The organism is Sphingobacterium sp. UBA2610, from assembly GCF_002339225.1.
In the GTDB taxonomy this organism is placed as follows: Bacteria; Bacteroidota; Bacteroidia; order Sphingobacteriales; family Sphingobacteriaceae; genus Sphingobacterium; species Sphingobacterium multivorum.
Genome location: NZ_DDKA01000028.1, coordinates 79,988 through 94,156 on the forward strand (window position 1 = coordinate 79,988; position 14,169 = coordinate 94,156).

The window sequence follows — 14,169 nt, forward strand, 5'->3', positions numbered from 1 at the left end:
TTTCACGTGGAACAAGAATAGAAAAATGTTTAAAAAATATAATGTAATTGTCGTTGGTGCGGGGCATGCCGGATGTGAGGCAGCGGCGGCAGCAGCTAACTTAGGTTCGTCCACTTTACTCATCACAATGAATATGGGAGTAATAGCGCAAATGAGTTGTAACCCCGCTATCGGTGGAGTAGCCAAAGGACAGATAGTAAGAGAAATTGATGCTATGGGCGGATATACTGGTATCATAGCAGATAAATCAACCATTCAATTCCGAATGTTAAATCTTTCGAAAGGTCCTGCCATGTGGAGTCCGCGGACCCAAAATGACCGAATGCGGTTTGCAGAAGAATGGAGATTACAACTCGAGTCTCTTCCTAATTTAGATATGTGGCAAGATACCGTAAAAGAAGTTATCGTAAAAAACGGAAAAGCTTGCGGTGTCATCACTTCGATGGGCATAGAAATAGAATCGGACGCCGTGGTACTGACCAATGGAACTTTTCTAAATGGTGTAATTCACATTGGGGACAAGAAATTTGGAGGCGGTAGAACAGGAGAGAAGGCTGCCACAGGTTTAACCGAGCAACTTGTTTCCCTTGGTTTCGAATCCGGGAGAATGAAGACAGGAACGCCACCACGTATAGATGGAAGAAGCCTCAACTATGCATTAATGGAAGAACAGTGGGGCGATGAAAAAAGAGGGCGGTTCTCCTATACAGATGTAGAAATACCAACTGAACAACGCTGTTGTTGGATTACCTATACAAACGATAAGGTCCACGAAATGCTACGCACTGGGTTTGAAAAATCACCCATGTTTACGGGACGTATCAAAGGATTGGGACCACGCTATTGCCCTTCAATAGAAGATAAAATAAATCGTTTTGCCGAGCGTGAAAGACATCAGATATTCGTGGAGCCCGAAGGCTTCAAAACAGTAGAAATTTATGTCAACGGATTCTCCACCTCATTGCCAGAAGACGTACAATTGAAAGCTTTGCAATTGATCCCAGGCTTTGAAAATGCGAAAATGTACCGCCCAGGTTATGCCATAGAATACGACTACTTTCCACCAATGCAATTGGATCTAACCTTGGAAACCCAATTGGTGAAACATCTATTTTTCGCAGGACAGATCAATGGGACAACTGGCTATGAAGAAGCCGCTGCTCAAGGTTTCCTAGCCGGGATAAATGCGCATCAACGCATCAATGATGATAAGGAACTTATTCTTAAACGATCCGAATCCTATATAGGTGTATTGGTCGACGACCTCGTAACAAAAGGAACTGAAGAGCCGTACCGCATGTTTACATCAAGAGCAGAACATCGTCTACTTCTACGCCAGGACAATGCTGATATTCGCCTAACCCCATTAGCTTACAAATTGGGATTGGTAGGAGAAGAAAGACTCAAAAAAGTGCAAAACAAAATTGATAACTCCAATAAAATAATCGAGTATCTCAAACAAAATTCGACCAATGTCGAAAAGATGAATACCGTATTAGCCGAAGTTGGCTCAAGCGCACTTCCACAAAAAACAAGGTTGAGTAATGTTCTTGCAAGACCACAAGTTGGTATCCAAGATATTCTGAAAGGAGACGAAGGCTTTGCACACTATGTATCCCAATTCGATAATGATACCATTGAACAAGCAGAGATCAATCTCAAATATGAAAGCTATTTCGATAAAGAGATGGAAATTGTCAATCGCATGAAGAAGATGGAAGATAGAGAAATTAATCCTGATTTTGACTACAGCCTATTAACATCGCTATCAATTGAGGCAAGACAAAAGTTATCTAAAGTTAAACCACGTACACTGGGGCAAGCTTCAAGAATCTCAGGCGTTTCGCCCTCTGATATCACGGTATTGATGGTCCATATGAGTTAAACAACTGAAAGTCAAATACTTATACACTAAACATCACAAAGCTTAAAATAAGCGATTTAAGACAATATTCTATTTTTTATGAAAACTTCTTTAAGAGAAAATAAAAGTGGTTCAGAAAGGCTAAAAAGTAGCTTAAAAACAAGATTACTTATTTTAAGCATGTTTATTATGCTTATTGGCTTGTCCATACAATGTGCGAGCATACAACAGCCCACGGGGGGGCCAAAAGATTCTATTCCTCCGAAGATACTATTGGAAAGCCCTACGAATTTTTCGAAGAATTTTACAGCTAAAAAAATAGTGATCACGTTTGACGAGTATATCAAGCTGGCAAATCAACAAAAGGAATTCAGTATTACGCCAGACATGGGAAGCAATCCAGAATTCAAGGTGAAGAAAAAAAATCTAGAAATTACCTTACCTGATTCCCTAGAAAAGAATACAACCTACAGCATATACTTCGGTAAAGGACTAGTTGATTATAACGCTGGAAATGCATTGGTCAATTATGCTTACGTATTCGCGACAGGAGATAAAATAGATTCACTCAGTATATCCGGTAATGTAAAAAGTGCTATAACGAAAGAGGTCCAAAAGGATGTTAAAGTCTTGTTGATCCCCATTAGCCAAGACTCGATTTTTGGTAAAAAGAAGGCGAATATATTCACGACAACGGATACTGCAGGTAACTATAAACTAAACAATCTAAGAGAAGGAACTTATCGCATTTACGCACTTCAAGAAAAAAATAACGATAGAATCTATAATGGTGCTGATGAAGAAATAGGTTTCCTAAAAGACTCTATCGTGCTAGAGCGAGACTTAAGCAATATCAACTTGGAGATCTTCAAAGGAATCCCAAAAAAGTTTAGAACCCAAGAGAAGAAATTTGAAAAAAATGGAAGTATACTTCTTGTTTTTAATAGAAGAGTCGACAAGCCCAAACTTGATATCCTTAATGACGAAGTAAACAACAAGGATAAAAAAGTACGTTTTTCAAAGACATCAGACTCGGCTACTTTGTTTATTCCAAATTTAAAAATAGACTCCCTAAAGCTTGTTCTGACAGAAAATGAAAGACCATTGGATACCATTCTCATTAGAAAAGGGAATGTAAAAATAGAGCAGACAATTGAGCCTATTTTTACGCCAAATAATGGACGGGTCGATCGAATTACACACCTTCAGGTATCTGCTTTCACACCGATCAAAAATATCGATAAAACCAAGTTAAAATTCAAAGAAGACTCATTGGTCCGGACCAATTACCAACTAGCTGTAGATACAGCAAATACCAATATCTACCATATTCGCTATAATTGGAGAAAAGAGAAAAAGTACCAAATTGAGTTTACAGAAGGCGCTATAACAGGCTATTTTGGCGAACAAAACAAAGAGAAAAAGCTCGATTTGACCTATGACGATAGTGAAAACTATGGGGATCTGACATTTGATTTTACAGATCTAGATAGCAATACAACCTATTTGGTTGAGTTAATCAATGAGAAAAAAGATAAGGTCTATCGCGTCGACAAAATAAACATGAACAATCCGGCTGTTGTATACAAACAGTATCCTGGAGGAAAGTATAGTATACGTGTGATACGCGACGACAATGATAATGGAATCTGGGACACTGGAGATGTCGAAAAGAAAACTTTTCCTGAACCTGTTGTATATCTGAATAAAGTATTTACGATACGTGCTAATTGGGAACAGAAAGATAGTTTTTCATTGAGTGGCCTCAAAAAAAATTAATTGAGGCCATTCTAAAATAACTTATTTAATATTGCTAATTCGATTAAGCTAAAACCAGGAACTGTACAGAACATAATTATGTGGTAGCTTCTGCAATAGATCTTTCTGCTCTTCAGTAAGTGCTTTTATCTTTTTGGCAGGTACTCCAGCATATAGAAATCCCGATTCACAACGAGTATTTTCCAAAACTACTGCACCAGCTGCTACAATAACATTCGATTCAACAATCGCATTATCCATAACGATAGCTCCCATACCAATGAGTACATGATCTTCCAAAATACATCCATGTACCATAGCCTGATGCCCTATACTTACATAATTTCCGATCGTAGTACCGCATTTCTTATAGGTACAATGTATAACCGCTCCATCTTGAATATTAGTATAATTACCGATACGAATATAATTGACATCTCCGCGTATGACAGCATTAAACCATACCGAACAGTGATGTCCAATCTCCACATCGCCTACAATCGTTGAATTGGGTGCTAAGAAGCATTCTTCGGCTATCACCGGAGATTTATCCAAAACAGATAAAATAAGTGCCATATTCCTTAAAAAATTGTATCCTGTAATACTTCCGAATGTTTCGGATAGTCCGTTGTATAATGCAATCCCCTACTTTCTTTCCGTAACATAGCTGATTTTGTCACGATATAAGCTACTTGAATAACATTACGTAATTCACACAGTTTAACAGAAAGCCTTGTATTTCGATAAAATTCTTCGGTCTCCTCATACAAGAGATGTAGCCGTTTAAGAGCTCTTTCAAGCCTAAAATCGGAACGGACAATGCCAACATAGTCACTCATAATCTTTTGGCACTCGCGTAAATTATGACTTACTAAAATATCCTCATTTGAAAGAGAGGTTTTAGAGTCATCCCATTCGGGGACATCAACAATATGGTTAATCAATCCTATCGACTTTGTGGCGTCCAGGAAAATACGATGTGCATAAACAAGTGCTTCAAGAAGTGAATTAGAAGCTAATCGGTTTGCCCCATGCAGGCCAGTAGAAGAACACTCTCCGCAAGCATATAAGTTAACGAGGCTACTGCGTCCAAAATCATCTACATAAATGCCTCCACAGAGGTAATGCGCAGCCGGTGTAACTGGTATAAAATCCTTCGCCATATCCAGTCCGATCGAAAGACACTTTTCATAAATATTTGGAAAATGCTTGATAATATCTTCCTTATTCCGATGCGTGATATCAAGGTACACATAATCTATACCAGATTTCTTCATCTCGGCATCAATAGCTCTAGCAACGATGTCTCTTGGTGCCAAAGAAGCACGTTCATCGTACTCCTCCATGAAAGATTCACCATTGATCCTTCTTAAAATACCCCCAAATCCACGTACGGCTTCAGATACCAAAAATGCAGGAGAGTCCTTTGGATTGTATAAAGAAGTAGGGTGAAATTGCATAAACTCCATATTACGTACCTTACCTTTTGCCCGATACACCATAGCAATACCATCTCCAGTCGCAATAGTTGGATTTGTTGTACTTGAATAAACATGCCCTGCTCCTCCAGAAGCCATCACAGTAACCTTACTCAAAATCTTATCTACTAAATGTGATGAGGTATTAAAAGCATAAATTCCATAACAGGTAATGTCTTCCCTGTTCTTATCCACGTATTCCCCCAAATGATGCTGTGTAATCAAATCAATGGCAAAGTAATGCGTTACGATTTCAATGTTGGGATCACTATGTGCTTGCGCCAATAACGCACGCTCAATTTCATAGCCAGTTATATCTTTATAATGTAAAATACGATGAGCGGAATGTCCCCCCTCTTTTGCCAGATCATATAACCCCGATTCCTCCTTGTCAAATGATGTTCCGTATGAAATAAGTTCTGCAATCCGTTCCGGTGCTTCTCTCACTACGTTTTCCACAATTTCAACATCGCATAAACCATCCCCAGCAATCTGAGTATCAATGATATGCTTCTCAAAGCTATCTGACTTATCCACAACGGCAGCCACTCCCCCTTGCGCATATTTTGTATTAGACTCATCCTCATTGGACTTAGTGACTATCAATACTTTACCGAATTTCGATGCTTTTAAAGCAAAGCTTAATCCAGCAATACCTGATCCAATGACCAAAAAATCTACCTTTCTATCTGCCATATAAATTAAAATTCACAAACTATCCCCAAAAGTGACGATTCAAATTAACGAAAAATGTGGAAAACGTGTAAATAAAAGGTTAAATAAAAATGAAAAGTATTTAACAATTCACAAATCCCCTATTTGCAAGCCTTATTTCTAAAATTTTTCCGCACAAAAATCTAGAGATTTCCACATTTTCTAAACAAAAACTATTCAACAAAAATATATGGAAAATAAAAAATAAGATAATTTAGAATTTTAAAAATCAGGTCTTTAATGAATAAATTCTGTTGAAAAATTGTTGAAAACTCTATAAAAACCTAAAATCAAAATCGAAATAACCTAATTTATACCACTTTTCCACACCATAATAAACAATAAGAGATTTTCTATTTTAAATAATTAGTATTTATTGAAAAAAAAGATTGTGGAATACGTTCGAAAATCTTTGTTTAGTTTTGTCAAGTTCGATTAGAAGCGGTTAGATTTCGATATTCGGGAATTATAAAGTCCCCTATTGAAATATTTAATTCTAATTGAGTTTATTTTATTTTTTAAATTTCCTATTGACTTTTAAAGCGCTTTAGGATTGACTATTTATTTTATTTTTTTTTGTATATGGATTTAATCTAGTTTCAGCGCGTTATTTATAATTTTTTTAAAAAAAATATAGGTTTAAGTCGTTTTATACTTGGATATTTTCCCGTTTGGGATCTTATTTCAATTTTATCGCTTTGTAACCGATAGAAATCGGATCAGAAAAGTTTTAATTCTAATTTGGATGCTATGAGATTTTAATATTTCTGTCTTTAGAGCAGATAAATTCCTTTATTGAATTCTAATAGTTGCTAATCTTTGCTTTTAAAATTGATATGAAAAAGGCAATTTAATTGATTTTGATATTTGGATTTTAAACTGTTTGAGGTTTGCTTATTTGCGTATTTTTTTCAAAAATATGTGAATTTTGCTTTCTCAACGAGGTAAAATTGGCGTCAAAAATTTCTGTACTTTATCAGCAAAGTTTTCAAAAATGGAAATTGAGAGGTATTTGGTTATTGGAATTTTTTATTCCTGTATCTGCCTGTTTATATTCAGATTTGGCTACGATATTTGTTTGGTTTTCGCGGGATTGAATTTTAAACAGAATCTCAAGGGGATTGTTTAAAAATATACCTGTTTAGAATTGGATATTTTTTAAAAATTTGTTTTCAGGGCTTTTTAAGACATTCTATAGCCTTAAATAGTAAATTTTTTAAGATCTAACTGAAATTCGAAGATTGACTTGTTAATAATTTTGGAATGCAGATAATTTCTTCAAATAATTTATTGCAGAACAAACAATCTTACTATATTTGCAGCCCAACATCCATTAGATGGAATAATTGTCCAAATTTAGATCTGTGAGATTCGAATATTCTGGATCATTGTTATAAAGAATCTTTTTATATCATTCTCAGGGCGTATTTTTCTAAAATAAAGCTCTTATGGATTGAATATATTGACTTCTTTCGCTGTTTGTTTGGAATATTTAATTCTAAGCGACTAACATGCTTTGAAAGTGCTTTGTCAATCGCATATTTAGTATTATCTTTTAATATTATTTATCTATTTGAGTATGAAGCGGTTTAATTCACCAAATTTAATATAAATTTGAGAATGTATATTTTTTAACAAGTTTATATTTCGTTATTATACTTATTAGTATTTTTTAAGTTATATTTGTTGGATTTTTTGCGGTTTGTACTATAATTATCGCCAGATGCTTGGTCTAGCCGGATATACGCTCGGATTCTGTTATATTGAGCTTTTGAGGGAGTTATTTACTGGATTCTTATCTGATACTCGGTATAATTTATTCTATTTTGGTGGGATCCATCATTTATTCTTGAATTTTGTAAAATTGAATTGTGAAAATTTCATTAAAGCCTCTTAGAATTAAATAAATTCACTATCTTATATTATAGTAGCCAATATTTAATTCTTGTCCGCTTTATTTTGGATGCTGTATGCATCATTTAGTCATATATTTTATTTTCCGAGAAATACTCTCTTCTAGATTCGCTTCTACTTGACTCTTTTAGATTTTCTTATAAATATCCAATTCTTATAGGGTTTATTTGAACTATTTCATTCAACGCTATTGACCCTGAATTGGCGTAAATTTACATCGCTATATTCCTATATTCATTTCTACAAGCTGCTAGTATTTTTATATGCAAATGTAAAAGCACTTATTCCAGAAATTATTGTTTTGTATTGATTGTCTATGACGTATTTTTATTAATGAAAATTGATTTTCGCCTAGTTCTGGCCTCCGTTGCTGTATGTGGTTGGTAAACGAAAAATATATAAACTTCAAATATTTGCGATTAGAATGGCATATTTAGGGAAGCTGATGATGCAATATCCTATAGACAATTCTGAGAGCGTTTATTTTGCTTTCGAAGCTATTTCGTACGCTTTCAATGCTGCAGGCATATACAGTTTACGCCAAATTTACAAAATAAACCCGCTGAGAATTTGATATAAAATTATTGATCAATCCAGAATCCATTAATCTCTCCTATAAGAGCTCAAAAACGTTTTTTAATCTGAAATGTTAATAAATAAAGCTTCCTTTTGTGCTATATTTTTCATTGTTTTGTAATATGCCTAAAAACGTTCCTTAGGCTATGAAGGTTTGATGCGGATGAAACTGATTTTCGAAGATCGAAATAATGTGAAATAAACCCTTTCAGCTTTTGGTATAAATGAAGAGTTCGAATAGTTTCCTAAATATTCAAGTCTAAAAGAGTTTATATGGGCGTAATATTGTTTGATTAAACTTTATTTAAATTAATTTAACTATTAATATTTGTAAATGTTTAATTTGTATTTTTTTAATAGGTATTTCACTGTCAGTGCTGCAAGATCATGTAATTGGGCAACAGTTGTAGTTGTTCGATCAAATTTGAAAACTGACATTATCCAATAAGCTAGGCTCGGTAGATCCGTTGTAATCTATTATTGATTAATAAGAGGTTTTATATCAGTGTTTTATCTGTTATTATCTAATAATGCATCACATTCAAGCGAGCGGTATATTACCACGACCTGATTAATTTGCTTTTAATTGACTTTTATATATCTAACAATGCTTATTTTTGCTGTTCATAAAAGTTGAAACTACTCGCATGGAAATTGTAAATTATGAGCTTCAAGCAAAAGGTTATATCGATGCTCCGATTGATCCCTCACTGGATTTGATTAAAGAGATCCAACGGTTAAAGAAAGAAAAGAACGCTGTCATCTTGGCTCACTATTATCAAGAGTCTGAAATTCAAGATATAGCGGATTATATAGGAGATAGCCTTGGTTTATCCCAGGAAGCTGCGAAAACTGATGCAGATGTAATTGTTTTTGCTGGAGTACATTTCATGGCTGAGACAGCTAAAATACTTTCACCGACGAAAAAGGTTCTTCTGCCAGATGCCAAAGCAGGTTGTTCGCTATCAGATTCTTGCCCGCCGCATCTTTTCGCTAAATTTAAGGAACAATATCCTGATCATTTGGTCATCACTTATGTAAACTGTACAGCGGAATTGAAAGCGCTTTCCGATATCGTATGTACCTCTAGTAACGCTGTGCAGATCGTAGAGAGCCTGCCAGCGGATCAGAAAATCATTTTTGGCCCGGATCGTAATCTCGGAGCATACGTTAAAAAGAAAACTGGACGAGATCTTGTGCTTTGGAATGGTGCATGTATGGTCCATGAAATTTTTTCTCAAGATAAAATTGATCGTTTGAAAAGCGAGCACCCTGATGCTAAGTTTATTGCCCATCCGGAGTGTGAGGATCATATACTGGCGATAGCCGATTATGTGGGATCGACTGCCGGCATGCTTAAATTTACCCAGACAGATACGGCCCAGGCTTATATTGTTGCTACAGAATCAGGTATTCTCTACCAAATGCAAAAAGCAAGTCCACATAAGACTTTTATCCCTGCACCTCCTAATAATGCCTGTGCATGTAATGATTGCCCGCATATGAAGCTTAATACGCTTGAGAAGCTATATAACTGTCTGAAGTATGAATCGCCTGAAATCCTTCTTCCCGAGGATGTTATTCTCCGAGCCCAGCGTCCTATTGAACGTATGTTGGAAATATCGGCAAGTTTAGGCTTATAGAAATCTGCATAATTTTTGATCATACCAAGATAATAACTGATTGGTTTTCAATGGTCAATAATGATTTCGTTGAGCTGTTTATATGCAGTTCAACGAAAAGAGTCCAATGTATAAGCAGGGGGCATTGGTCTTATAGTAAAACTTATTTTGTAATGCCATCCGGATATCTCTCTGGGAGATGATTATCAGCAGGCATTATCTATATTAAACTTTTAAACTTTTTAGCATGTTCGATTTTGATAACACCGAGCGAACCAATTTGGAAGAAATGGGTGAGTTCGGCTTGATTGATTATATAAAAAAAGCTGTAGAATTAACAGAAAAATCCACAATTAAAGGGATTGGCGATGATGCTGCTGTTCTAGATTTTGGAGGTAAAAAAACCTTGATATCTACTGATCTACTGTTGGAAGGGATTCATTTTGATCTTAGATATGTTCCGTTAAAACATCTAGGTTACAAAGCTGTTCAGGTCAATTTGAGCGATATTTACGCGATGAACGGAATAGCTTCACAAATTACCTTTTCAATAGGTCTGTCCTCAAAATTTCCATTGGAAGCTGTAGAAGAGATTTATCAGGGAGCATTGATTGCCTGTAAGAAATATAATGTCGACTTAATTGGCGGAGACACTTCCGCTTCAGCCCAAGGCTTGGTTATTTCTGTGACAAGCATAGGTTATGCTGATACAGATCAGATTGTTTATCGTAATGGTGCGCAGGAAGGTGATCTCTTGTGTGTGTCTGGTGATCTAGGGGCAGCTTATATGGGCTTACAGCTCTTGGAGCGTGAAAAGGATATCTATTTAGAAAATCCCAATGTACAGCCTGATTTAGAGGGAAAAGATTATATTGTTGAACGTCAATTGAAACCTGAAGCCCGGAAAGACATTGTTGAATTATTTGCCAAGCTAGGGATCAAGCCCACAGCGATGATGGATATTTCAGACGGGCTTGCATCAGAAATTCTACATATTTGCAGACAATCTGACAAAGGTTGCAGATTATATGAGGAAAAAATTCCATTGGATCAGATGACTTATGATACGGGGCGGGAATTTGGCATTGATCCAACCGTAGCCGCACTTAATGGCGGTGAAGATTATGAACTACTGTTCACAATAGCTCAGGCCGATCATGATAAAATCAAAAACTTACCGGATATTAGCATTATTGGTTATATGACGCCAAGTACTGAAGGCTGTGAAATGATTTCCAAATCAGGGAACCTTTATCCGATAACAGCCCAGGGGTGGAATGCTTTTAAGAAAAAAGACTAATACGAAAAAGACCTGTTCAAAACAGGTCTTTTTTTATGCTTCTTGCTCCTCAAGCCGGAGTTCCTCTACCTCATTTGGATCTCTTTCACCTACATTGAAATTGTTATAGCCTAAGCCCACTTCGATCTGTAATAATCTCTGTTGCAGCATTTCAAGAATTGCTAAAAAGTTATAGACAAACTGTATTTTATTTTCTGAGTTTTTAAGAATTTCTTGAAAATCCAATTTTTTATTGATTTCAATTAGTTCGGCTATTGCTTTCTTCTGTTGTTCAATGGTGTATGGATATTTGACAACTGTATGTGTTACTTCTGGGGGACGATTACGGAATTGATACATCATTTGCTCGTAAATCATCATTAGACTATAAAGGTCGAAGCTATCCAAATTTTCTCCGGTAGAGTCTAATTTTAGTCTTTGCTGGATATCATAGCGTATGTTGCCTCGGCTGTATAGTTTGAGACGATTTTCTTCCAAGACTCTCAATTCTTCACAGGTCTCTTTAAATTGCTTATAGAGAATAAGTTTTTGAACAAGATCTTCTCTTAGATCGATTTCATTTTCATTGTCGTCCAGATCCAGACGAGGTAATAGCATTTTAGCTTTGATACGCATCAGTGTAGAAGCAACAAAGATAAACTCGCTTGCCATTTCCATATTGAGCGCTTGCATTTGGCTCACATACGATAAAAAATCATCTGTAATCTTTGAAATCGGTATATCGTGGATATTTAGTTCATCCCGTTCGATAAAAAATAATAATAAATCAAAAGGTCCCTCAAATTGAGGAAGCTTGATTTCGTAGCCTTCTTCTACTTCCATATCTTATACAAATTTACATATAAAATCTTTTGGAATAACTTCGATACAAACTATTCATTATTTTATTTGTTGTTCATCAATATGTAAATGCGATTTATTTTAAAGATTAAATAAAATTGTCGTTACTTTGTACGAACATATCATGTAAATAGCAGTACTATGCAGTTTGAGGCTGGAGAACTATTAAGTAAAATAAACGATCCCTCTGATCTTAAAAAGCTAAAGGAAGACCAATTAGAACAGTTAAGTCAGGAATTACGTCAATTTATTATTGATCAGGTTTCGGTTAATGGTGGTCACTTTGCAGCAAGTTTGGGAGTCGTCGAGTTAACGGTGGCGTTACATTACGTAATGAATACCCCATACGATCAATTGATTTGGGATGTAGGTCATCAGGCTTATGGGCATAAAATCCTAACGGGGCGTCGCGATATATTTCATACAAATCGAATTGAGAACGGAATTTCGGGTTTTCCTAACCGTTTTGAATCTCAATACGATGCATTTGGTGTTGGACACTCGTCAACATCTATTTCTGCAGCATTAGGCATGGCAGTCGCTTCCCAAATAAAGGGTGAAAAGGATCGTCAGCATATCGCGGTTATCGGTGATGGTGCCTTGACTGGTGGAATGGCATTTGAAGCACTTAATCATGCCGGTATTTCGAAATCAAACCTTTTGGTTATTCTGAATGACAACTGCATGTCCATTGACCCTAATGTAGGCGCATTGAAGGAGTATTTGACAAGTATAACAACCTCCAAGCGCTATAATCGTTTTAGAGACGATATCGCAGCTGTATTGACCAAGATTTCGGAAGTTGGTCCAAATGCACTTGGTATTGCCAAAAAATTGGAAAAAAGCATAAAGGGAACTTTATTAAAAAATGCCAATCTCTTTGAATCTTTAAATTTTAGATATTTTGGACCGGTTGATGGGCATGATGTCAAGAAATTGGCTAAGACCCTTGAAGACCTTAAGCATATACCGGGGCCTAAATTATTGCATGCCGTCACCATCAAAGGAAAAGGTTTTGCGCTAGCTGAAAAAGATCAGACGAAATGGCATGCTCCAGGTCTATTCGATAAAATTACGGGTGAGATCAAGAAGTCTTTGAATGATAAACCGGTAGCACCTAAATTTCAAGATGTTTTTGGACATACTTTAGTTGAGCTTGCGGAAGAAAATGATAAGATTGTGGGGATCACGCCTGCAATGCCTTCTGGTTCTTCCATGAACATTATGATGAAAGCTATGCCTGGCCGTGCATTTGACGTTGGAATTGCTGAGCAGCATGCAGTTACATTCAGTGCGGGACTCGCAACACAGGGATTATTACCATTCTGTAATATCTATTCGTCGTTTATGCAACGCGCTTATGATCAAGTCATCCATGATGTTGCATTACAAAATCTGAATGTTGTTTTCTGTTTGGATCGTGCGGGAGTGGTCGGTGCGGATGGTGCGACACATCATGGCGCTTATGATATCGCTTTTATGCGCTGTGTTCCAAATATGACGGTTTCTGCGCCGATGAATGAGGAAGAGTTACGAAATTTAATGTATACAGCGCAGTTACCCAATAAAGGTCCGTTTGTTATTAGATATCCTAGAGGAAATGGTGTTATGCCAGACTGGCGTCGCCCATTTACAGAAATAGAAATAGGAAAGGGGCGTCTTATATCAGCAGGTGAGGAGCTTGCTATCTTAAGTTTTGGAGCGATAGGAAATGAAGCTGTTAAAGCGGTACAGCAGTTAAATGAACTGGGAATACATCCAGCGCATTATGATCTTCGATTTGCTAAACCATTGGATGAAGCTTTGCTTCATCAGGTCTTTCAGAAATTTGATAAAATTATCACGGTTGAAGATGGAAGTTTACAGGGGGGCATAGGTTCGGCTGTATTGGAGTTTATGGCCGATCACGGATATCATAGCCAGGTTGTTCGTTTGGGTATTCCGGATAAGATCATTGAGCATGCTGAACAAAATGCACAGTGGAAGCATGCACACTACGATGCTGATGCTATCGTATCAGAAGCCAAAAAACTTTGCAATGGAAAATTGACCAGCTCAATGGTCGGATAAGAGCTATACATTTGAAAAATGAAAAAGGAGATC

The 14,169-nt window shown here is 36.4% G+C and carries 8 protein-coding genes; 5 read left to right on the top strand and 3 right to left on the bottom strand.

Features of this window, described 5'->3' with window-relative positions:
* The first annotated feature begins 25 nt into the window (after positions 1-25).
* Both mnmG and B4Z47_RS19820 read left to right on the top strand, forming a co-directional pair.
* Positions 26-1,885, top strand: a complete 1,860-nt coding sequence (gene mnmG, locus B4Z47_RS19815; protein WP_070562672.1) for a tRNA uridine-5-carboxymethylaminomethyl(34) synthesis enzyme MnmG — start codon at positions 26-28, stop codon at positions 1,883-1,885.
* 78 nt (positions 1,886-1,963) lie between these two features.
* The gene (locus tag B4Z47_RS19820) at positions 1,964-3,643 is read left to right on the top strand and encodes an Ig-like domain-containing protein (RefSeq protein ID WP_112375166.1); all 1,680 of its coding nucleotides are present in this window, start codon (positions 1,964-1,966) and stop codon (positions 3,641-3,643) included.
* Between the two features lie 48 nt (positions 3,644-3,691).
* On the opposite strand, the gene B4Z47_RS19825 is transcribed toward B4Z47_RS19820, so the two are convergent.
* Positions 3,692-4,198, bottom strand: coding sequence for a gamma carbonic anhydrase family protein (locus tag B4Z47_RS19825; protein ID WP_070562667.1), 507 nt, complete (start codon positions 4,196-4,198; stop codon positions 3,692-3,694).
* 5 nt (positions 4,199-4,203) lie between these two features.
* Entirely contained in the window at positions 4,204-5,796 is a 1,593-nt protein-coding gene (nadB, locus tag B4Z47_RS19830; protein ID WP_046673171.1) for an L-aspartate oxidase, read from the bottom strand.
* A 3,155-nt stretch (positions 5,797-8,951) separates the two neighbouring features.
* Here nadB and nadA point away from each other — a divergent pair.
* A complete protein-coding gene (gene nadA, locus B4Z47_RS19835; RefSeq protein WP_088163401.1) occupies positions 8,952-9,947 on the top strand; it encodes a quinolinate synthase NadA in 996 nt (331 codons plus the stop codon).
* Between the two features lie 226 nt (positions 9,948-10,173).
* Entirely contained in the window at positions 10,174-11,226 is a 1,053-nt protein-coding gene (thiL, locus tag B4Z47_RS19840) for a thiamine-phosphate kinase (protein WP_205400226.1), read from the top strand.
* A 33-nt stretch (positions 11,227-11,259) separates the two neighbouring features.
* On the opposite strand, the gene B4Z47_RS19845 is transcribed toward thiL, so the two are convergent.
* Positions 11,260-12,048 carry a segregation and condensation protein A gene (locus tag B4Z47_RS19845; protein WP_286727746.1) on the bottom strand — a complete coding sequence of 263 codons (789 nt, stop codon included), beginning with the start codon at positions 12,046-12,048 and terminating at the stop codon, positions 11,260-11,262.
* 159 nt (positions 12,049-12,207) lie between these two features.
* On the opposite strand from B4Z47_RS19845, the gene dxs reads away from it, so the two are divergent.
* Positions 12,208-14,136 carry a 1-deoxy-D-xylulose-5-phosphate synthase gene (gene dxs / locus B4Z47_RS19850; protein ID WP_159333486.1) on the top strand — a complete coding sequence of 643 codons (1,929 nt, stop codon included), beginning with the start codon at positions 12,208-12,210 and terminating at the stop codon, positions 14,134-14,136.
* The last annotated feature ends 33 nt before the right edge of the window (positions 14,137-14,169 follow it).